The sequence below is a fragment of the Phyllobacterium myrsinacearum genome (assembly GCF_002980555.1).
GTDB classification, from domain to species: domain Bacteria; phylum Pseudomonadota; class Alphaproteobacteria; order Rhizobiales; family Rhizobiaceae; genus Phyllobacterium; species Phyllobacterium myrsinacearum.
Window position 1 is genome coordinate 139,991 of sequence record NZ_PVBT01000001.1, and the last position, 20,867, is coordinate 160,857.

The window sequence follows — 20,867 nt, forward strand, 5'->3', positions numbered from 1 at the left end:
AATAACTGATCCGTTTTGCGGAATGGATTATTTTGGTAGTCTCGCCATCCGTATCGCAAAACCAAGGGGAACGATTCGCAATGGGCAGCACGGCCACAGAAGCAACTCTGCCGCAGGACTTCGATGCTTTGCGCACGCTGATCCTGGATCGCCGCCAGCTCCTGCCCAAGCGGCTGGCTCAGATCGCGGCCTATGCCCTCGGCAATCCCGATGAAATCGCCTTCGGCACAGCGGCAAGCATTGCCCAGTCGGCCGGCGTGCAGCCCTCCACGCTTATCCGCTTTGCCCAGCATCTGGGTTTTGACGGGTTTACCAGCCTGCAATCCGTGTTCCGCGAGCGCCTGCGGGAACGCCAGGGCTCGTATGAAGAACGGCTGTCAGGCCTGCGCGGTGATACGCCCGGGCTTTCCAAGAACCGCGTCATTCTCAACGGTTTCCTGACGGCGGCCAGCCAATCCATCCAGACCATTTCCCGCAGTGCCGAGGAGGATGTGCTGGAGCGGGCGGTGGAGGTTTTGGCGCATGCGGACACGATCTATCTCATCGCCCGCCGCCGGTCCTATCCGATCTCCGCCTATATGGCCTATGCCTTTGGCAAACTGAAAATCCGCAATCAGCTGATTGAATCGACGGCCGGTATCGACCCGGAAATCCTGTCCTTTGCCCGGCCGCAGGATGCGGCCATTGCCATCAGCTTTTCGCCCTATGCCTCGGCAACAGTCGAGCATGCGGCAGCGCTGGCAGCGCGCGGCGTGCCTGTCGTTGCCATTACCGACAGCGCATTTTCCCCGCTGGCACAATCGGCCAGCGTCTGGTTCGAGGCGGCGGAAGGAGATTTCTCCGGTTTCCGGTCTCTCTCCGGGACAATGGCGCTCGCCATGGCGTTGACGGTCAGCGTGGCGGAACGGCGCCGCAGCCTGTAACAGCGCCAAATGAAATACGGGAAATCTAAAAAGAATATACATTCCATATTGACGATTTGATAGAATTATTATTTCATATGCAAAAATTCCCGGCCTGTTTTCAGCGGGATGGATCAGCATATCGGGAGGATCGTCATGGGCAGCGCTGCAACAGGCAAAAAGCTTGATGTCATCACAATTGGCCGCTCGTCGGTGGATCTCTACGGCCAGCAGATCGGCTCCCGCCTCGAGGACATCGCATCCTTCGCCAAATCCGTTGGCGGCTGCCCGGCCAATATCGCCATCGGCACCGCTCGTCTCGGGCTGCGCTCAGCGCTTTTGAGCCGCGTCGGCGACGAGCAGATGGGCCGTTTCATCCGCGAGCAGATGCTGCGCGAAGGCGTGGCGGTCGATGGTGTCATCACCGATGCGGAACGGCTGTCGGCGCTGGTCATCCTGTCGGTTGAGAACGACAAGAGCTTTCCGCTGATTTTCTACCGCGAGAACTGCGCCGATATGGCGCTGAACGAGGACGACGTCGATCCGCAGTTCATCCGCTCGGCCCGCGCCGTGGTCGTCACCGGCACGCATTTTTCAAAACCCAATACCGATGCCGCCCAGCGCAAGGCGATCCGCCTGATCAAGGAAGCGGGCGGCAAGGTGGTGTTCGACATCGACTACCGGCCGAACCTCTGGGGACTCGCCGGTCACGGGGCCGGCGACAGCCGCTATATCGCCTCCGATGCCGTATCGAGCCATTTGAAGACAGTGCTGGCCGACTGCGACCTGATCGTCGGCACGGAAGAGGAAGTGCTGATCGCCTCCGGTGAAGCTGATCTGCTCGCCGCTTTGAAGACCATCCGGGCGCTTTCCGCCCATGCGACCATCGTGCTCAAGCGCGGGCCGATGGGCTGTATCGTCTATGAGGGCGCCATATCGGACGATCTTGAAGACGGCATTGTCGGCAAGGGATTTCCCATCGAGGTGTTCAATGTGCTGGGCGCGGGCGACGCCTTCATGTCCGGTTTCCTGCGCGGCTGGCTCGGCGGCGAAAGTCTTGCCACGGCGGCGACCTGGGCCAATGCCTGCGGCGCCTTTGCGGTATCGCGTCTCCTGTGTTCGCCGGAAATCCCGACATTCGAAGAGCTGCAATTCTTCCTTGAACACGGCAGCCCGCAGCATGCCCTGCGCAAGGACGAGGCGATCAATCACGTGCACTGGGCAACCACGCGCCGCCATGACATCCCTTCCATGATGGCCTTTGCCATTGACCATCGCGTGCAGTTTGAGGACCTTTCCAAAAGGCTTGGCGCGGATATCGGCCGGGTGCAGGTATTCAAGGAACTGGCCGTCAAGGCCGCCGCGCTGGTTGCGGATGGCCGTAGCGGTTATGGCATGCTGCTCGATGAAAAGTTCGGGCGCGAGGCGATGTTCGAATTTGCCCGGCACAATTTCGACTGGCTCGGCCGCCCGGTCGAACTGCCGGGTTCGCGCCCGCTGCGTTTTGAATTCTCGCAGGATATCGGGTCACAGCTGGCGGAATGGCCGGTAGATCATTGCATCAAATGCCTGTGCTTCTATCACCCGGACGATCCGGCCGACCTGAAGGCGGAGCAGCAGGCGAAGCTGCGCACCCTGTTCGAAGCGGCGCGCAAGGTCGGGCGTGAACTGCTGATCGAGATCATTGCCGGCAAGCACGGGGTGCTCGACGACATGACCATTCCGCGGGCGCTAGAAGAGCTTTATGCGCTTGGCATCAAGCCCGATTGGTGGAAGCTCGAGCCGCAGGCTTCTGCCGCCACATGGAAGAAGATCGAGGCGGTGATCGAAAAGAACGATCCGTGGTGCCGCGGTGTCGTCCTGCTCGGGCTGGAAGCGCCGCAGGATGAGCTGGAAGCAGCGTTCGCTGCCACCGCCAACGCCCCTGTCGTCAAAGGCTTTGCCGTTGGCCGCACCATTTTCATGGACGCCGCCGAACAATGGCTGGCGGGGAAGATATCCGATGAGGCGGCCATTGCCGATATGGCCGATCGTTTCGAAAAATTGACCAGGGCGTGGCTTGCCAGCCGCAAGCAACAAGCGGCATAGCATCAGGCCGGGAGGAGATTGACATGACCAAGACGATACGCCTGACGATGGCGCAGGCATTGACGCGGTTCCTTGCCAGCCAGATGACCGTGATCGACGGCCGGAAGGTGCCGGTGTTTGCCGGTGTCTGGGCGATTTTCGGCCACGGCAACGTGGCGGGTCTCGGCGAGGCGCTGTATCAGCTGCGCGATGAACTGCCGACCTACCGCGCCCACAACGAGCAGGCCATGGCGCATGCGGCCATCGCGTTTGCCAAGGCCAGTTTCCGCCGCCGCATGATGGCGGTGACGAGTTCCGTCGGGCCGGGCGCAACCAATATGGTGACCGCTGCGGCCCTTGCCCATGTCAACCGCCTGCCGCTGCTGCTTCTGCCTGGCGATGTCTTTGCCAACCGTATTCCCGATCCGGTTCTGCAGCAGGTGGAAAGCTTTGGCGACGGCACGGTTTCGGCCAATGACTGTTTTCGCCCCGTCTCGCGCTACTTCGACCGGATCACCCGGCCCGAACAGATCATTCCGGCGCTTGCCCGCACCATGGCGGTGCTGACCGATCCGGCCGAGTGCGGTCCGGTGACGCTGGCGCTGTGCCAGGATGTACAGGCGGAAGCCTATGACTATCCGGAAAGCTTTTTCGACGAGCGCGTGTGGACAACGCGCCGCCCGCGCCCGGACCGCGGGGAACTGGCTGCCGCCGTCGAACTGCTCAAATCGGCGAAAAAGCCGCTGGTCATTGCCGGCGGCGGTGTCATCTATTCGCAGGCATCGAACGAGCTGAAAGCTTTTGTGGAAGCGGCGGGTATTCCCGTCTGCGAAACGCAGGGCGGCAAGTCCTCATTGCCTGACAATCATCCCCTGAACATGGCAGCCATCGGCGTGACCGGCACATCGGCGGCCAACCGTCTGGCGGAAGAGGCGGATGTCATTCTGGCCGTCGGCACGCGCCTGCAGGATTTCACCACCGGTTCCTGGGCGCTTTTCCGCAATAGCGGCAAGAAGTTCATCGGGCTCAACGTGCAGGCTTTCGATGCGGGCAAGCACCGGGCGGCGCCACTCGTCGCCGATGCGCGGGAAGGGTTGCTGGAGCTGGCTGCCGCAACCGCCGGTTACAAGGCGCCGGTAAGCTGGACCGAAAATGCCAAACAGGGCAAGGCTGAGTGGCAGAAGGCCGCTGCCGAGGTCACCGGACCGACCAATGCGGTGCTGCCATCGGATGCGCAGGTGATCGGCGCCGTGCAGCGGGCCATGGGCAGCGCGGCGACAGTCCTGCATGCGGCGGGCGGATTGCCGGGTGAAATGCACAAGCTGTGGCAGGCAGGTGCACCGGGCTCCTATCACGCCGAATACGGTTTTTCCTGCATGGGCTACGAGATCGCCGGCGGGCTCGGGGCGAAAATGGCCAAGCCGGACGACGAGGTGGTCGTGATGATCGGCGATGGCTCCTATCTGATGCTGAATTCGGAGATCGCCACCTCGGTGATGCTGGGCAAGAGGATCACGATCGTGCTTCTCGACAATCGCGGATTCGGTTGTATCAACCGGCTCCAGATGGGCACGGGCGGGGCGAACTTCAACAACCTCCTGAAAGACTCGTACCACGCGGTTTTGCCCGACGTCGATTTTGTCGGCCATGCAAAAAGCCTCGGGGCGATTGCGGAAAAAGCGACCTCCATTGCCGAACTGGAAGCCGCGCTGACACGCGCCAGGCAGAATGACCGGACCACGGTTGTCGTCATCGATACCGACCCGCTTGTTTCCACCGATGCCGGCGGCACCTGGTGGGATGTGGCCGTGCCCGAGGTCAGCCAGCGTCCGCAGGTCAATGCCGCGCGCAAGGCCTATGAAGAGAAGCTGAAACTGCAGCGCGTCGGCGATTAACACGATTTGTAGCTGAACCACGCACACAACAACTGAAGGAAGACAAGAATGATCCGTATCGGGGCGAACCCAATCGGCTGGTCCAATGACGACATGCTGGAAATCGGTGGAGACATCCCGCTGGAAACCTGTCTGGAACAGGCGAAGGCGGCCGGGTTCACTGGCATGGAGCTGGGCAACAAGTTTCCGCGCACGGCGGACAAGCTGCGCCCGATCCTCGATGCGTTCGGCCATGACCTCGTCAGCGGCTGGTACTCGACCGAACTGCTCGTGCGCGATGTCGACGCCGAACTGAAGGCTGTTGTCGGCCACGCTACCCTCTTGAAGGAGATGGGCTGCAAAGTCCTCATCGCCGCCGAAACATCAAACGCGATCCACTCCAACAAGGAGGTGCCGCTGTCGGCCCGTCCGGTTCTGGAAAAGGCTGCGTGGGCCGAGTTCGGCAAGCGCTATACGGCCTTCGCCGAAGCGGTGAAACAGACCTATGGCCTGCAGGTGGTCTATCATCACCATATGGGCACCGTGGTGCAGACCGAGGCCGAGATCGACCGGTTCATGCAGGTGACGGGCGATGCTGTGCATCTGCTGCTCGACACCGGCCATGCCACCTGGGGCGGCGGCGATCCCGCACGTCTTGCCCGCCATCACAAGGCGCGCATCAGCCATGTGCATTGCAAGGATATCCGCGAGGCCGTCATGTGGCAGTCCAACCGCGAAGACTGGTCCTTCCTCGATTCCGTCCTTGCCGGCGTTTACACGGTTCCCGGCGACGGCATGATCGACTATGTTCGTGTCCTCAAGGAACTCCAGGGCTATAGCGGCTGGGTGGTTGTCGAGGCAGAGCAGGACCCTGTGAAGGCTGATCCAGCCGTCTATTCCAAGCTTGGCCACGCCAATCTCAGCCGCTTCATCAAAGAGGCAGGATTGGTTTGACCAGCGACTCCAAGCATCCGTTTTTTCGTCCCCTGTGGCGGCGTATTGCCGTCGTGGCCTTCTGCGTGGCATGGGCCATTTTCGAGTTCGTCACGGGCACGCCGTTCTGGGGGACGATAGCGCTTGGCTTTGCCGGTTATGGCATCTGGCAGTTTTTCATCGCTTTTGACGCATCCGACCCGGCCAAGCCGGCGGATGTGGACGGGAAAGAGGAATAGGACCATGTCGAAATTGTTGCTCAAGGCGAAAACCGGCACCGGCCGCGTGGCGCATGTCACGCCGGAAACCGCCGGCTGGACCTATGTCGGCTTCGACCTCAATCGCGCTGCGCCGGGGCAGACCATTGCCGGACGCAGCGGCGACACGGAAGTCTGTCTCGTTTTCGTGACGGGCAAGGGATTTGCCCAGGTGAACGGCCACGATCTCGGTTTGTTGGGCGAGCGCATGTCGCCATTCGAGGGCAAGCCGTGGTCGGTCTACATGCCCGCCAATTGCGACTGGTCGGTGGTGGCCGATACGGCTGTCGAACTTGCCGTCTGCTCGGCGCCAAGCCTCGGCGGCGATCTGCCGGTCCGGGTGATTGCGCCCGACGATCTCGGCCAGGAAACGCGCGGCAAGGGCACCAATACGCGCTATGTCACCAACATCCTGCCGGAAAGCGAACCAGCCGATTCCCTGCTCGTGGTTGAAGTGATCACGCCGGGCGGACACACGTCGAGCTATCCGCCGCACAAGCACGACCAGGACAACCTGCCGGCGGAATCCTACCTGGAAGAAACCTATTATCACCGGCTCAATCCGCGCCAAGGTTTTGCCTTCCAGCGGGTCTATACCGATGACCGGTCACTGGACGAGGCCATGGCGATCGAGGATGGCGATGTGGTCATGGTGCCCAAGGGTTATCATCCCTGTGCGGCCTGCCACGGCTATGACCTCTATTATCTCAATGTCATGGCTGGTCCCAAGCGCACGTGGAAATTCCACAATGCACCCGAGCATGAATGGCTGATGAAGTAGGCTCCACGCTACCATCTACCACCGCAGAATGAAGCGGCCGGCAATCGCACCGATCAGCCCGGAAGAAATCACGCCCAGCGTGTACCAGATGGCGATGAAGGGCATGGCGCTTTCATCGCAGTGGAAAGAATAGATCAGCGCGGCAATCGATCCCGCCGCAAGGCCCGCCGCAGTCCCGGCAACCGTGGGCCGCGTCGGCGCCAGGCCGCGCAGCACCCAGAAGGCGCCGAACAGGAGCGGCAGTGACAGCACCACGATGTTGAAGGTGCAGACCGTGATCGTGTGCCCCTTCATCATGTTGGCGTAGTGATCGCGCGGCGACATGGCAAGCTGAGCGAAGGCAAGCATGCAGATGAGGGCAATGGCGACCGCCATCACGGCAAGGCTGACGCGGATGCTGCCAAGCGGGTAGGCAATGCGTTTGACCGCCCAGGCGCCGCCCATGGCAAGCACGAGCGTATAGGTGAATTTGACCCAGAAGGCCATGGTTCCCGCCGCGGTCATCAGGTCCGGGCGCATGCCCAGCCACGACCACATGAGAATGGCGGAGGCGACCGAGCTGATGCCGAGGCCGATGCCGATCCGCCGCAGCACGGCTTTGCGCGATACCGGCTTCAATTCGCCGGCGAGACGCTCGATCAGATCATTTGTCGTCATCGGCTGCCTGTCCTCTCAACTTCGCGGCTATGGCCTTCAATCCCCTGTGAATGCTGACCTTCACAAGCGATTCGGAAAGGCCGGTACTTCGGGCCGCTTCCGCAATCGACTGCCCTTCTATCTTGGTCCGGTAAATCAGATCCCGTGATTTCTCCGGTATGGTCTGCAACAGCCGGTCCACATCCATGCGGTCTGCGGCGGCATCTGAATTGTCCGGTGCAAACAGGTCTTGCGCGTCGTCCAGCGGCACGGTTGCCCGGATGCGGTTGCGCCGGAAATGATCGATCAGCTTGTAGCGCGCAATCGCATGCAGCCACGCGGTGAAGGGCCGATCCGGCTCGTAGGTCTGCCGCCGCGTGTGCAGGGCGAGCAGTGTTTCCTGCACCAGATCATCCGCGTCACCCCGGTGGGCATCGGCCAGACGGCGCAGAAAATACCGGCGCAAAAGCTTGGCCACCTCATCGAGCAGCACACGATAACTCTGCGCGTCACCCGCAAGGCTTGCGAGCATCAGTTCCTTCAAACGCGCTTCGACCGAATGCACCCTGGTTCATTCCTTTATTCGCAGCGGCGGCGAAAAGGTTACAGATGTGCCGATCATATCGACAGCGGTTACCGCATGCCAGTGGCCGATAGTCGAACTTTTCGATCACCAATCCGTGATCGGTGTAACCAAATTCCGTTGCCCGGCGAATTGCCTGATGTGACCGGCCGACAGTTCCGGTCGACGCCAGAAAAATCAGGAGGCCATCATGGGGTTGCGCAGTAAAGTTGGATATGTGTCCGCAGTGTCTGTGATTGCAGGATTGCTCAGCCTTGGCGCTGGCGCCGCCTTTGCCGGCAACGGCAAGCCGCTGACTGTCGTTGAACTCTTCACCAGCCAGGGCTGCTCGTCCTGCCCGCCCGCCAATGCCAATCTGATCGAGATCAGCAAGCGGCCCGATGTTCTGGCCCTCAGCTTCGGCGTGACCTATTGGGACCGGCTCGGCTGGAAGGATATCTTCGCCGCACCTGAATATACGGACCGGCAGGTCACCTATGAAACCCCGCTCGGCCGCGACGGACCGTTCACCCCGCAGATGGTCGTCAACGGCCGCGCGGATGTCGTCGGCAACCGCATCGGCGAGATCGACCATCTGATCGCCACCGCGCCAAAGCCCGATCCGTTGTCCGTTGTGATCAGCGACAATTCGCTCGCCATCGCTGCGGGCAAAGCCCCCGCAAACGGTGCCGATATCTGGCTGGTGACCTATGACGACAAGACCGTCAACGTTCCCGTCAGCCGGGGCGAAAATACCGGCCACACGCTGCCGCACAAGAATGTGGTCCACAGCCTGTCCAACCTTGGACACTGGGACGGCAAGGCGGTGACCCTGGACATTGCTCCGGCCAAGCCGGGCCTGCGCACGGCCGTCCTGATACAGGCGCCGCATGGCGGGCCGATCCTGGCTGCTGCCACCAACTGAATTGCGCAGCTGCGGACAAAGAATTCCTGGCATGAACAGCTGTGAGACACGCAGCGCGATGCCCAGGAAGTGTGGATGACCGCATGGCATCCGAAACTCAACGGCACGCAGATACGTGTCTTATTCAAATCGAGGAGACCACCATGAACATTCTTGCACGCCGCATTGCCCTCTCGGCCTTTGTTCTCGCTTCCGGTCTTGCCGGCATCAACAGCGCCCTTGCGCAAGATGCCATGAAGGCAGACCCTATGAAGATGAGCAGCAAAAAGGCTGACTGCATGAAAAAGGCCGGCATGGAGAAAGACTCCATGAAGAAGGATGCCATGACCAAGGAATGCGACAAGCAGGCCATGGCCAAGGATGCGATGAAGCCCGATGCCATGAAGAAAGATGCGATGAAGCCGGACGCCATGGCGCCCAAGAAGAACTAACAATCCTTCCGGTGCTGTCCCGCGAACGGGACGGCACCGGATCCATTGCCCGACAGCCAAGGATAGCATCATGACAAGTGCAACTGATCATGAACCGGCACGGCCCAGGAAAATTCTGTTCTACCGGCATTCGATTGCCGTGCGGCTCACTCATTGGCTCAATGTCCTGTGCCTGAGCTTTCTCCTGATGAGCGGTTTGCAAATCTTCAATGCTCATCCCGATCTCTATTGGGGACAGTACGGTGCCGATGCCGACCATTCCTTCATTTCGATCGGTGCCGTCAGCGACGGCGACACGATCAAGGGCATCACCCGCGTCGGCTCGATCTCGATCCCGACGACAGGTGTTCTCGGCGCGTCGACGGTTGGCGGCGAACTGACGCCGCGCGCCTTTCCAAGCTGGATCACCATTCCGGGTTATCAGGACCTGGCAACTGGGCGGCGCTGGCATTTCTTTTTCGCCTGGTTCTTTGTCATCAACGGGTTCGTCTATCTGCTCTACGGGCTGATCGCCGGGCATTTCCGCCGGGATATCGTGCCGGCCAGGGATCAGTTGACGCCGCAGCATCTGGCGCATGAGATTGGCGAACATGCCCGCCTGCGCTTTCCCAAGGGCGAAGAGGCGCGGCGCTACAACAGCCTGCAGAAACTGACTTATATGGCCGTCATTTTCATCCTTCTGCCGCTGATGGTGCTGACCGGCCTCACCATGTCACCGGGCTTCAACGCCATTTTCCCATGGCTGCTCGATGTCTTCGGCGGACGCCAGTCGGCGCGCACCATTCACTTCATCACCGCATCGCTGCTTGTCGCCTTTGTCGTCGTGCACCTGGCGATGGTGCTGGTATCCGGCGTCTGGAACAATCTGCGCTCGATGATCACCGGCTATTACGGCCTGACGGTCGAAACCGGCAAGGAAACAGTGAAATGAAGTTGGAACTTACCCGCCGCCGTTTCCTGATCGGCTCCAGCGTTGCCGCGACCGGACTTTTGACCGGGTGCGATGCGCTGGTGGAAAATGCCGGGGTCAACGATATCCTGCAGAAGGCCGAAGCGCTGACCATGGGCTCGCAGCGTCTCCTGCAGGCGCATGCGCCGCTGGCGCGCGAATTCACCGAAGCCGACCTGTCGCCCACATTCAAGGCCAATGGCACGCAGATGCCCGACAGCGAGGACTACGCCCGATTGATGGAGGGCAATTTTGCCGACTGGCGGCTGGTGGTCAACGGCATGGTGCGCACGCCGCTCAGCCTGTCGCTGGCCGACCTGAAGGCGATGCCGTCGCGCACGCAGATCACCCGGCACGATTGCGTTGAGGGGTGGAGCGCCATCGGCAAATGGACCGGCGTTCCCCTCGGTCTTGTCCTGCAGAAGGCGGGTCTTGCCCCCGGCGCCCGCTATGCGGTGTTCTACTGCGCTGACGAATACGAGAAGTCACTCGATGGCAGCGGCCAATATTACGAGAGCATCGATCTGATCGACGCCTTTCATCCGCAGACCATCCTGTCCTACAGCATGAACGGCAAAGACCTTGAGGTGGCGCATGGTGCACCCCTGCGGCTGCGCGTCGAACGGCAGCTCGGTTACAAGCATGCCAAATATCTCATGCGGATTGAACTGGTCGACAGTTTCAGGGGCCTGTGGGGCGGCAAGGGCGGCTTCTGGGAAGATCGCGGCTATGAATGGTATGCGGGTATCTGAGCGGTTCGTCTGGAGTCAGGCGGCGGCGATGACTTCGATTTCGACAAGCCAGGCTTCCGACAATGTCTGGGCGGCAATGGTTGTCGTGGGGATCGTGCGTCCGCCCAGCGCCGCCACCCGCGCATTCTGGTTGGCTTCGGCAAAGGCCGGATCGCGCAGGTAACTCGTCGTCCTGACGATATTGTCGACCGTCATCCCGGCGCTGGCAAGGATGGCCCGGATGTTGTTCCAGACGAGATCGAGCTGTTCTGCCAGGGTCGTGCCGGGTATGCCGTCCTGATCGAGGCCCATGGTGCCGCTGATATAGAGGAAGCGTTCCGGCTGCTGCACTTCCAAGGCATGGAGATAGTCTGGCGTTGCCGGGTAAACGCCGTTGCGGGGATTGCGCGCAATCAGTTTCATGATCTCAATTCCTTCCGTGGAAAATGGGGGTGGCTGGAGAACCGGAGAGTTCCAATAGCTGTCGCTGGTGATGCGCAGCACGCTCAGAGGCGAGGCGGGTTCCTCGCTCTTTGACGGGCCGGGGAAAAACTAGCACGGCCGCACCCCTTCGAAAATGGGCTGTTCCATTGAAAGTGCTGACGGGTACCATCCCATCCGTGGTAGAACACGAGGTGGAGAAGACCGGAGGAAAACACCATGGACATGAATGCCACACCTGCCGATGCATTGGTGCCAACCCTCCATCGTCTGCGCGCGTCCTGGCTGGCACACCGGCCGGATTACGCCCAGCGCCAGGACGATCTGAAGCGCCTGCGCGCCGGGTTGAAGGACCGGCTCGAACCGATGGTCAAGGCGATCAGTGCCGATTTCGGCCATCGCTCGCGCCATGAAAGCATGCTGGGCGAAGGCATGACCGTCTTTGGCGAGATCGATCACATGCTCTCGCATCTGAAATCCTGGATGAAACCGCAACGCCGTTCGGCCGGATGGCGCATGTGGCCCGCCAGGGCGGAAGTCCGGTACGTGCCTCTTGGGGTGGTGGGGGTCATTGCCCCCTGGAACTATCCTGTCAATCTCGCCCTGACGCCGCTCGCCACAGCCATCGCTGCGGGCAACCATGTTTACCTGAAACCGTCCGAACACACGCCGCGCACCAGCGAATTCCTGCGGGAACTGCTGGCCGATGTCTTTCCGGAAGACCGCGTTGCCGTGGCGCTCGGCGGTGCCGATGTGGGCGGTGCGTTTGCCGGTTTGCCCTTCGATCACCTGCTGTTCACCGGCTCCACCGCCGTCGGCCGCAAGGTCATGGCATCGGCCGCCCTGAACCTGACACCCGTGACATTGGAGCTCGGCGGAAAATCGCCCGTATTCATCGGTGAGGACGCGCCTTTCGCCAAGGCGGTGACGCGCATTGTTACCGGCAAGCTCTACAATGCCGGCCAGACCTGCATCGCGCCGGACTATGCGCTGGTGCCGCTGGCGCGGCGCGATGAATTTGTCGAGGCCGTGCGGACCGAGGTCAGATCGCGCTATGCGCAGCTCGATGCCAATCCCGACTATACCCATATCGTCAATGAGGGGCAGTATCGCCGCCTGCGCGGCCTGCTTGATGATGCACGGGAACGCGGGCTGGATGTGATGACGCTGGTCGAGCCGAAAGATGCGGCACGGGCGGAAACCGAGCGCCTGCTGGCGCCGGCGCTGGTGCTCGATCCCGGCGATGACAGCAAGATCATGCAGGAGGAAATTTTTGGCCCGATCCTGCCGGTCAAGACCTATGGCAGTGCCGATGAGGCCATTGCTTATATTAACGGGCACGACCGGCCGCTGGCATTTTACTGCTTCAGCAATGACAAGGCCGAAACCGAAAAAATGCTGGCGAACATCGTGGCGGGCGGCGTTTGCGTGAACGAGACACTGTTCCACAATGTCTGTAACGATCTGCCGTTTGGCGGTGTCGGGGCCAGCGGCATGGGCCATTATCACGGGCGCGAGGGCTTTCTGACCTTCAGCAAGATCATGCCGGTGTTGCATCAGGCGAAGATGCCGCTGTCCGACCGGGTCAAGCCGCCCTACAGGGGATTGGCAAACCTGGTGGTCAGGCTTTTCGCGCGCTGAAATTCACGAGAACGGCAGTGTCGATGTTCTTTCAGTCCGATGCCGGCTTCAAAGGTTCGCGGCGGTCACTTCGCTCAGGCGTTTCCCAGGCCCGAAGATCAGAAAGCTGATCACTGCGAGAAGCCAGACGCCCGCCCCGCCATAAAGCATGATCAGGCCAAAGCCGTGGATCAAGGCGCCATGGACGAGCGTCCCGGCCGGGTCGAGAGCTGCGAGTTCGGGAAAAGTCTGCGGGAGGCTCGCAAAGTTTCCGGCTGCGATTTTCTCCGCCAGCAGGCGCAGCCGGGATGGGTCGAACGCCCCGGCAAAGGCGCTTCTCAGATAAGACAGGGTGCCTTCCAGCAGGATAAAGCCCATCAGCGCGATGTTGATGGCGAGCGTAATCAGCCGGGCACTCATGTCGATGCCCGACGCCATGCCGGCGCGGGCGCTCGAAACCGAGCCGGTGGTCGTGTTGGTGACCGGCGTGTTGGTCAAGCCCAGCCCGATACCCGCCAGCAGGCAGCCGGGCAGCATGGTCAGCCAGCTTGCATGGTCGGCGCTGCTGCCAAACCGCATCAGCATGAAGCCAAGGCCGATGGTGAACAGCCCGAGCGGAATAACAATGCCGGGCCGGTAGCGGAGCGATAAGCGCTCCGCCAATGGCGGGGTGACCAGGGTGGGCAGCGTATAGGCCAGCAGCGACAGTCCAGCCGCGACAATGTCGTAGCCAAGTCCGCTCTGAAAATAGATCGGCAGGTAGATCATCAGCGGCCAGAAGCTGAAATTCATGCCGATCGAGCCGAGAATTGCCCCGGAAAAGTTGCGGATGCGGAAGACGGAAAAGTCGAACATGGGATGCGGGCTGCGTTTTTCCGCGACGATGAAGGCGATGAAGCTCACCGCCGATGCGCCGATGATGACCAAGGCGGTGACGCTGGTAAAGCCGAGATCGGGGCCTTGCGTGATGAAATAGGTGAGGCCGAAAACCGCCAGCGACAGGGTGGTGATGCCGAGGACATCCAGTTTCTTCGCTTCGGGATCGCTGGATTCCACGATACTGCCGAAGACGAGAATCAACGTCAGGATGGTCAAGGGAACGTGCACCAGGAACACCCATTGCCAACTGGTGAGGGCAACGATGATGCCGCCGATAATCGGCCCGAAACCAAGGCCGATGCCGAAGATGATACCCCATATGCCGAAGGCCTTGCTGCGCTCACGCCCCGCCTGAAATTGATGCGACAGAATGGCAATCTGGCAGATCAGCATGGCACCGGCGGCAATACCCTGGAGAAAACGGCTGACGATCAGGATGGCGGCATCCTGGGCAAGGCCGCATACGAAGGATGTGATGGCAAACAGCACCAGACTGATGACGAAGATGCGCTTGCGGCCATAGCGGTCGGCCAGCGTGCCGACGGCCATCAGCACCGTGGTGCAGGCAATGGTATAGGCGTTCATGATCCACTGCATGTCCTTCAGGGTGCCATGCAGAACTTTTTCCAGGGTTGGCAGAATCACCGGCACGCTCGAAATTTCGAGACCGAACATGAGGGACGACAAACATATGGCGGCCAGCGCCACCATGTTCCTGCGGGAGGAGGAGAGGGACATGGATCGTTCTTTCCAAAGGTTGCACCTGGCAATAGAACGCACCTTCCCCGGCACGCATGCGGTGCCGGTGAGTTCCGGGCCAAGTCAGGACGAAAAAGCACCGGCCCGGCGGGATGACCGGTCCGATGGTCGCCGAAGCGGGTAATGCCCACTTTAGGTCAGTTCGTATCATGACAAAAATGATTTAATTTACTAGAATAAATTAGCAATTGTCATTAATCTACTGACATGGATTTGGACCCAACACTGTTACGCGCCTTCGTGGCTGTCAAAGAAGCTGGAAACTTTACCCGGGCCGCCCGGCGGCTGAATCTGACGCAATCTGCTGTCAGCCATCAGATCCGGCGGCTGGAGGAGCAGGTTGGCCGGTCGCTGCTCTACCGCACCACGCGCAGCGTCAGGTTGACGGAAGATGGCGACGATTTCCTGCGCTATGCCTGCCAGATCCTGCATTCGCTCGATGCCTTGAGCCGCCGCTTTCAGGCATCGCCCGTATCGGGCATTGTGCGCTTCGGCGTGCCGGAAAATTTCATCGGGGACCGGCTGCCGACATTGCTGTGCCAGTTTGCCCGCACCAATCCGGAGGTCCAGCTTGACGTGAATGTCAGCATGAGCCTTGATCTTCACGCGATGGTCAGAGCCAGCGAGCTCGATCTGGCCGTCGTGCTGACATTGCCGGAGGCGGCCAACGGTAAAGTTCTCAAGCAGACGCAATTTGTCTGGGTGGCGGCTGAAACGTTCAAAGTGCCGCCGGGCACGTCATTGCCTTTCGCGTTTATCCCTGCTCCATGCCTCAACCGCAAGGTCGGCGTCGAAGCGCTGGACCGGACCTCGATCGATTGGCACGTCGTTTTCACGTCGGCGAGCATGCAGGGGATCCGCGCCGCTGTGCTGTCAGGGCTGGCAATGACCGTGATGACCCGCGATGATCTTGAACCGGGAATGAAGATTCTTGACGGCCAGTATGGCCTGCCATCGCTGCCGACGGCGGTTTTCAGCCTAATCTGGAGCGAAGAGGGGCAGACACCCGCCACCCGCGAATTCGGCCAGCTCGTTGTCGACATGCCGGAACAGGCGGCAGCGGCAAAACTGGCGAGAGCGGGCTGAGGCGCCGCGTTCATTTTGCCGCCATCAGACCAGCGGCAACGAGGAGCAGCCCGCCGGCACCCCCTTCGACCATCCTCCGGCGCCGGTCGTTGAATCCGCCGCGCCCGGCCAACTGCCCGATGGCGAAGCTGAGAATCACGTAGACGACGGCGCACCAGAGGACAAGGACAGCCGACAGGATCGCCGCCTGCAGCGCAATGCTGCTGCCGGGCTGGATGAACTGGGGCAGGATCGCGAAGTAGATCATCATGCCCTTGGGATTGAGAAAGGCGGTGAGGAAGCCGCGCTGGAGTTGCCGCTTGGCCGGCCTGGCAGCAACGGGCATCCGTCCGGCCCGCAATGCCGACGCGATGAGCTTGCAGGCGAGGTACAGGAGATAGGTGATGCCGATCCAGCGCAGCGCTTCGAACAGCAGCGGCGATGCCGCCACGATAGCCGCAAGGCCGAGGGCAACAAGGGTGGAGTGGACGAGGTAGCCAAGGCACACACCGGCTGTCGCACGCAGGCCCGCGCTGCGTCCGCCTGCAATCGCCTGCGATGCAACGAACAGCATGTCCGGCCCCGGCGTACAGATCAGCGGCAGTACGGTTGCTGTGAACAGCAATAGTGTGTGTATTTCCATGACTGGAACTGTAGCGCACACTGCGCGCAATGGGATTGCAAAGATTTCACGATATGATGTTTTCCTGGCATAATTATTATATTCCATCTGAAACATTGGCAGGAAATTTCAATGATGCTGGATGAGATCGACAAGCGTATCCTTCGCGCGCTTCAGAAGGACGGGCGCATGCAGAATGTGGAGCTTGCCAGAGAGGCTGGCCTGTCGCCATCGCCCTGCCTGCGCCGCGTGCGGCTGCTCGAGGAGGCCGGTGTCATCGACCGCTATGTCGCCGTGCTCAATCCGGCCAAGGTCAATTTATCGCTCTCGCTGTTCGCGCGGGTGTGGCTGACGGCGCAGGATGCCGAAACGATCGATCATTTCATGGATGCGATGAAGAGGCTGCCCCAGGTGGTGGAATGCTACATCATGCTGGGGGAGAGCGACGCGCTGCTGCGGGTTGTGGTCGCCGATCTTGACGAATACCGGCGTTTTCAGGCCTCTCATCTGACGCGGGTCAATGGCATCCAGAACGTCAAAACCGACGTGCCGAGCCAGATTGTGAAGCAAACCTATGCCCTTCCGCTGGATTGACCGGCAAAAAACCGAAAGCCAGCGGCAAACCGCAATTTGCGCAGCGCCGATCTGAAAACCGCCTTCTTTGGAAAGACAATGGTAGCGAAGGAGGGATTCGAACCCCCGACACAAGGATTATGATTCCTCTGCTCTAACCTACTGAGCTACTTCGCCCCATATGTCATGCGACCCGTGAACGGCTAGCCTGCAAATGAGGACCGGGGGACGCGCTGTCAATTGACAGGGACGGGGCGGATATATGTGGGGAGCAACGGCCTGTCAAGCAATCTTCTCCGTATCCAAGACTTGTGTTCGTTTCTTCCTGCGGATAATGGATGCCGATATGAAAAAGGCTGAAAAGATGGCTCCACGGATTGCAGTGCTGGGTTGCGGCTATTGGGGCAGCAATCATATCCGGACATTGAAGAGTCTCGGGGCGCTGTTTGCAGTCTCCGACCAGAACACCGATCGCGCCGCCGGCTTCGCCGCGGAGCAGAATGTTCTGCATATTGAAGTCGACGATCTTTTCACCCATCCGGAGGTCGATGCCATCGTCATGGCCCTGCCGCCGCAATTTCATGCGGCTGCGGCGATTCGCGCCGTCACCAATGGCAAGGACGTCCTCGTCGAAAAGCCGATTGCCCTGACCGTTCCCGATGCGGAAGCCGCCGTGAAGGCCGCGCGCGACAATGGACGCATTTTCATGGTCGGACATGTCCTGCGTTTTCATCCGGCATTCGAACGGCTTCTGGAGCTGATCAAGGCTGGCGATCTCGGCGATGTGCGCTACATCCATTCCCACCGTCTCGGCCTTGGAAAATTCCACACGGAAAACGATGCTCTCTGGGACCTGGCACCGCATGACCTGTCGATGATCCTGGCCATCACCGGCACCGAACCTTTGGAAGTGCGCGGCGAGGGCGCGGCGGTGCTCGATCACCTCAGCGATTTCGCCCATCTGCACATGCGCTTTCCCAATAATATTCGCGGGCATCTTTTCGCCTCGCGGCTCAACCCCTATCGTGAGCGCAGGCTTACGGTGGTGGGAACCAAGGCCATGGCCGTCTTCGACGACATGGAGCAGTGGGACAAGAAGCTGGCCGTCTACAAGCATTCGATCTGGCAGGACAACGGCCAGTGGGCATCGACGACGGAAGAGCCGACCTATGTCAAGATCGCGCAGGGCATGCCGCTGACCAGGGAATGCCAGAATTTCATCGACAGTATCAACACACGCACCGAGCCGGTCACCGACGGCGAAGAAGCGATTCGCGTCCTGCGGATTCTGACCGCCGGCACGGTTGCACACGACAAGGCAAGCTGATCCGTCCGGCAGTCCCAAAAGTGCTGCAAGATTGCGCTCGGTGTAAAGCGTTGTTACAAGACCGGACAAACTTTGAACGACAACGTCTGGCAGACCTCCCGCGGCCCTTCTAAAGAGTTGTCTTGACCGTTTTTCGCGACGGATTCGCGGAGCAATTGATATTGGAGCAATGATGCAGTTCATCGATCTCGGCGCACAGCGTGAACGGATCAGCAGCAAGCTTGATGCGGCAATCGCCAAAGTGGTGCGTGAAGGCAAGTATATTCTCGGACCGGAAGTTGCCGAGTTCGAAAAGCGTCTTGGCGAATATCTCGGTGTCGAACATGTGGTTGCCTGTGCCAATGGCACGGATGCCTTGCAGATTCCGCTGATGGCGCGCGGCATCGGCCCGGGCGATGCGGTGTTCTGCCCGAGCTTCACTTTCGCTGCCACCGCCGAAGTTGTGGCGCTTGTCGGAGCGGAACCGGTTTTCATCGATGTCGACGCCGATACCTACAACATCAATGTCGAGCAGCTGGAAGCGGCGATCAAGGCTGTGCTTGCCGAGGGACGCCTGCAGCCAAAGGCCATCATCCCTGTTGATCTCTTCGGTCTTGCTGCCAATTACACCTCGGTATCGGCAATTGCCGACCGGTATGGCCTGTTCGTGATTGAAGATGCGGCGCAGTCGATCGGCGGCAAGCGCGACAATGCGATGTGCGGTGCATTCGGCCATGTCGGCGCGACCAGTTTCTATCCGGCAAAACCTTTGGGCTGCTATGGCGACGGCGGTGCCATGTTCACCAATGACGCGGCGCTTGCCGACCTGTTGCGCTCCATCCTGTTCCACGGCAAGGGCGAGACGCAGTACGACAATGTACGCGTCGGCATGAATTCACGCCTCGATACGATCCAGGCGGCGGTCCTCATTGAAAAGCTCGCCATTCTCGAAGACGAGATGGAAGCGCGGCAGATCGTGGCCAAGCGCTATGCCAACGGCCTCAAGGACGTGGTCAAGGTCGCCCTGATGCCGGAGGGCTCCCGTTCGGCCTGGGCGCAATATGCCATCGAGACCGATAACCGCGACGCACTCAAGGCACATCTGCAGGCCAATGGCATTCCTTCGGTGATCTATTATGTCAAGCCGCTGCATCTGCAGGAAGCCTATGCGCATTACATGCGCGCACCGGGCGGCCTTGCGGTATCAGAAACGCTGCCAAAGAATATCCTGTGCCTGCCGATGCATGCCTATCTGAGCGAGGCTGATCAGGACCGCATCATCGGGACCATTCGCGAGTTCAAGACCAAAAGCGCTGCCTAAGCGCTTTTGGTGCTGCATCACTGACAGATATTTGTGTGATCAGGCGACGGCCTGGCCCTGTTGTGCCAGGCGCTTGAGCATGGCTTCCGCCTGCGGAGCCCGTTCGGAGCGGCCGATGAAGCCGCCGCCATAAACACGGGCGGTGTTGCTGTCATCGGAATAGAGAACGCAGGCCTGGCCGGGGGCGATGCCGCTTTCACCATCGACCAGCTCGACCCAGGTCTCGCCATCGCGATGATGCAGGACAGCCGGGCGCGGCGGACGCGTCGAACGGACCTTGGCATAGACTTCAACGCCGCCTTCCGGAATGCCAGCAAGCGCGTCATCACCGAGCCAATTGACGTTGCGCAGAAAAACCTTGCGGGTTTCCAGCGCTTCGCGCGGACCAACGACCACACGTGCATTGGCCGCGTCGAGATGGACAACGTAGAGCGGGTCGCCCGTCGCCACGCCAATACCGCGGCGCTGGCCAATGGTATAGTGCACGATGCCCTCGTGGCGGCCAAGGACGCGTCCATCGATGTGGACGATGTCGCCGGGATTGGCAGCCTCGGGCTTCAGCTTGGAAATAATGTCGGAATATTTTCCCTGCGGAACAAAGCAGATGTCCTGGCTGTCCTGCTTGTTGGCAACGGACAGGCCAAGCTCTTCGGCTATGGCGCGGGTTTCCGGCTTGGTCAGGGACCCCAGCGGAAAGCGCAGGTAGTCGATCTGTTCCTGCGTGGTTGCGAACAGGAAATAGCTCTGGTCCTTGTCCGTATCGACCGGACGGTAGAGCGCGCGGTGTGCGCCATTCGCGTGGCTGCGGATATAGTGACCCGTGGCGAGTGCATCGGCGCCGAGATCCCTGGCGGTCTGCAGAAGATCGGCAAACTTGACCGTCTGGTTGCAGGAGACGCAGGGGATAGGCGTTTCGCCGCTGACATAGCTGTTGGCAAAGGGATCGATCACGGCCTCGCGGAAGCGCGCTTCGTAATCCAGCACATAATGCGGAATGCCAAGGCGTTCGGACACGCGGCGCGCGTCTTCGATATCCTGGCCGGCGCAGCAGGAGCCTGCGCGGTGCGTCGATGCGCCATGATCATAGAGCTGCAATGTAACGCCGACGACATCGTAACCCTGACGTTTGAGAATGCCCGCCACAACAGAAGAATCCACGCCGCCCGACATGGCGACGACGATACGTGTGTCTTCCGGCTTGCCCGGCAGATCGAGATTATTCAGTGTCATAAG

The 20,867-nt window shown here is 60.5% G+C and carries 21 protein-coding genes and 1 tRNA gene; 15 read left to right on the forward strand and 7 right to left on the reverse strand.

The annotated features are described in order from the left end of the window. The first annotated feature begins 80 nt into the window (after positions 1-80). From C5750_RS00660 to iolB, 6 genes are all read left to right on the forward strand, one after another. A complete protein-coding gene (locus C5750_RS00660) occupies positions 81-923 on the forward strand; it encodes a MurR/RpiR family transcriptional regulator (RefSeq protein ID WP_105731947.1) in 843 nt (280 codons plus the stop codon). Positions 924-1,058: 135 nt separating this feature from the next. Then, positions 1,059-2,990 (forward strand): bifunctional 5-dehydro-2-deoxygluconokinase/5-dehydro-2-deoxyphosphogluconate aldolase, encoded by a 1,932-nt coding sequence (locus C5750_RS00665; RefSeq protein ID WP_105733043.1) that lies wholly within the window; start codon positions 1,059-1,061, stop codon positions 2,988-2,990. 23 nt (positions 2,991-3,013) lie between these two features. Beyond that, positions 3,014-4,864, forward strand: coding sequence for a 3D-(3,5/4)-trihydroxycyclohexane-1,2-dione acylhydrolase (decyclizing) (gene iolD / locus C5750_RS00670; protein ID WP_105731948.1), 1,851 nt, complete (start codon positions 3,014-3,016; stop codon positions 4,862-4,864). A 48-nt stretch (positions 4,865-4,912) separates the two neighbouring features. After that, entirely contained in the window at positions 4,913-5,797 is an 885-nt protein-coding gene (gene iolE, locus C5750_RS00675) for a myo-inosose-2 dehydratase (RefSeq protein ID WP_105731949.1), read from the forward strand. Next, positions 5,794-6,015, forward strand: coding sequence for a hypothetical protein (locus C5750_RS00680; RefSeq protein ID WP_105731950.1), 222 nt, complete (start codon positions 5,794-5,796; stop codon positions 6,013-6,015). The genes iolE and C5750_RS00680 overlap by 4 nt, the downstream gene beginning before the upstream one ends. 4 nt (positions 6,016-6,019) lie before the next feature. Continuing rightward, positions 6,020-6,814 carry a 5-deoxy-glucuronate isomerase gene (gene iolB / locus C5750_RS00685; protein ID WP_105731951.1) on the forward strand — a complete coding sequence of 265 codons (795 nt, stop codon included), beginning with the start codon at positions 6,020-6,022 and terminating at the stop codon, positions 6,812-6,814. A 15-nt stretch (positions 6,815-6,829) separates the two neighbouring features. Here iolB and C5750_RS00690 read toward each other — a convergent pair whose 3' ends face one another. Next, positions 6,830-7,471, reverse strand: a complete 642-nt coding sequence (locus C5750_RS00690) for an NrsF family protein (protein ID WP_105731952.1) — start codon at positions 7,469-7,471, stop codon at positions 6,830-6,832. Next, on the reverse strand, positions 7,458-8,015 hold the full coding sequence (locus C5750_RS00695) for a sigma-70 family RNA polymerase sigma factor (RefSeq protein ID WP_105731953.1): 558 nt from the start codon (positions 8,013-8,015) through the stop codon (positions 7,458-7,460). Before C5750_RS00695 ends, C5750_RS00690 begins: the two co-directional genes overlap by 14 nt. 208 nt (positions 8,016-8,223) lie before the next feature. On the opposite strand from C5750_RS00695, the gene C5750_RS00700 reads away from it, so the two are divergent. The 4 genes from C5750_RS00700 (at position 8,224) to C5750_RS00715 (ending at position 11,069) form a co-directional block, all read left to right on the forward strand. Beyond that, entirely contained in the window at positions 8,224-8,937 is a 714-nt protein-coding gene (locus tag C5750_RS00700) for a DUF1223 domain-containing protein (RefSeq protein WP_105731954.1), read from the forward strand. 143 nt (positions 8,938-9,080) lie between these two features. Then, positions 9,081-9,368, forward strand: coding sequence for a pentapeptide MXKDX repeat protein (locus C5750_RS00705; protein WP_105731955.1), 288 nt, complete (start codon positions 9,081-9,083; stop codon positions 9,366-9,368). A gap of 70 nt (positions 9,369-9,438) precedes the next feature. Next, positions 9,439-10,299 (forward strand): cytochrome b/b6 domain-containing protein, encoded by an 861-nt coding sequence (locus C5750_RS00710; protein ID WP_105731956.1) that lies wholly within the window; start codon positions 9,439-9,441, stop codon positions 10,297-10,299. Then, the gene (locus C5750_RS00715) at positions 10,296-11,069 is read left to right on the forward strand and encodes a molybdopterin-binding protein (RefSeq protein ID WP_105731957.1); all 774 of its coding nucleotides are present in this window, start codon (positions 10,296-10,298) and stop codon (positions 11,067-11,069) included. The genes C5750_RS00710 and C5750_RS00715 overlap by 4 nt, the downstream gene beginning before the upstream one ends. Before the next feature lie 15 nt (positions 11,070-11,084). Here the strand turns inward: C5750_RS00715 and C5750_RS00720 are convergent, their stop codons facing one another. Further along, positions 11,085-11,471, reverse strand: coding sequence for a RidA family protein (locus C5750_RS00720; RefSeq protein WP_105731958.1), 387 nt, complete (start codon positions 11,469-11,471; stop codon positions 11,085-11,087). Positions 11,472-11,708: 237 nt separating this feature from the next. Between C5750_RS00720 and C5750_RS00725 the strand changes: the two genes are divergently transcribed. Further along, positions 11,709-13,130 carry a coniferyl aldehyde dehydrogenase gene (locus C5750_RS00725; RefSeq protein ID WP_105731959.1) on the forward strand — a complete coding sequence of 474 codons (1,422 nt, stop codon included), beginning with the start codon at positions 11,709-11,711 and terminating at the stop codon, positions 13,128-13,130. 48 nt (positions 13,131-13,178) lie between these two features. Here the strand turns inward: C5750_RS00725 and C5750_RS00730 are convergent, their stop codons facing one another. Further along, positions 13,179-14,726: an MFS transporter gene (locus C5750_RS00730; RefSeq protein ID WP_105731960.1), complete on the reverse strand. Its 1,548-nt coding sequence runs from the start codon at positions 14,724-14,726 to the stop codon at positions 13,179-13,181. Between the two features lie 228 nt (positions 14,727-14,954). Between C5750_RS00730 and C5750_RS00735 the strand changes: the two genes are divergently transcribed. After that, positions 14,955-15,833, forward strand: coding sequence for a LysR family transcriptional regulator (locus C5750_RS00735; protein WP_105731961.1), 879 nt, complete (start codon positions 14,955-14,957; stop codon positions 15,831-15,833). A 10-nt stretch (positions 15,834-15,843) separates the two neighbouring features. On the opposite strand, the gene C5750_RS00740 is transcribed toward C5750_RS00735, so the two are convergent. Then, the gene (locus C5750_RS00740) at positions 15,844-16,437 is read right to left on the reverse strand and encodes a LysE family translocator (RefSeq protein WP_245420948.1); all 594 of its coding nucleotides are present in this window, start codon (positions 16,435-16,437) and stop codon (positions 15,844-15,846) included. Between the two features lie 129 nt (positions 16,438-16,566). Between C5750_RS00740 and C5750_RS00745 the strand changes: the two genes are divergently transcribed. Beyond that, the gene (locus C5750_RS00745) at positions 16,567-17,028 is read left to right on the forward strand and encodes an Lrp/AsnC family transcriptional regulator (protein ID WP_105731963.1); all 462 of its coding nucleotides are present in this window, start codon (positions 16,567-16,569) and stop codon (positions 17,026-17,028) included. Positions 17,029-17,107: 79 nt separating this feature from the next. On the opposite strand, the gene C5750_RS00750 is transcribed toward C5750_RS00745, so the two are convergent. Next, positions 17,108-17,184, reverse strand: a tRNA-Met gene (locus tag C5750_RS00750). A gap of 187 nt (positions 17,185-17,371) precedes the next feature. Here C5750_RS00750 and C5750_RS00755 point away from each other — a divergent pair. Beyond that, positions 17,372-18,334 (forward strand): Gfo/Idh/MocA family protein, encoded by a 963-nt coding sequence (locus C5750_RS00755; protein ID WP_105733044.1) that lies wholly within the window; start codon positions 17,372-17,374, stop codon positions 18,332-18,334. Between the two features lie 172 nt (positions 18,335-18,506). Then, the gene (locus C5750_RS00760) at positions 18,507-19,634 is read left to right on the forward strand and encodes a DegT/DnrJ/EryC1/StrS family aminotransferase (protein WP_105733045.1); all 1,128 of its coding nucleotides are present in this window, start codon (positions 18,507-18,509) and stop codon (positions 19,632-19,634) included. Positions 19,635-19,673: 39 nt separating this feature from the next. Here C5750_RS00760 and mnmA read toward each other — a convergent pair whose 3' ends face one another. Next, a complete protein-coding gene (gene mnmA, locus C5750_RS00765) occupies positions 19,674-20,864 on the reverse strand; it encodes a tRNA 2-thiouridine(34) synthase MnmA (protein WP_199538046.1) in 1,191 nt (396 codons plus the stop codon). Positions 20,865-20,867: the final 3 nt, after the last annotated feature.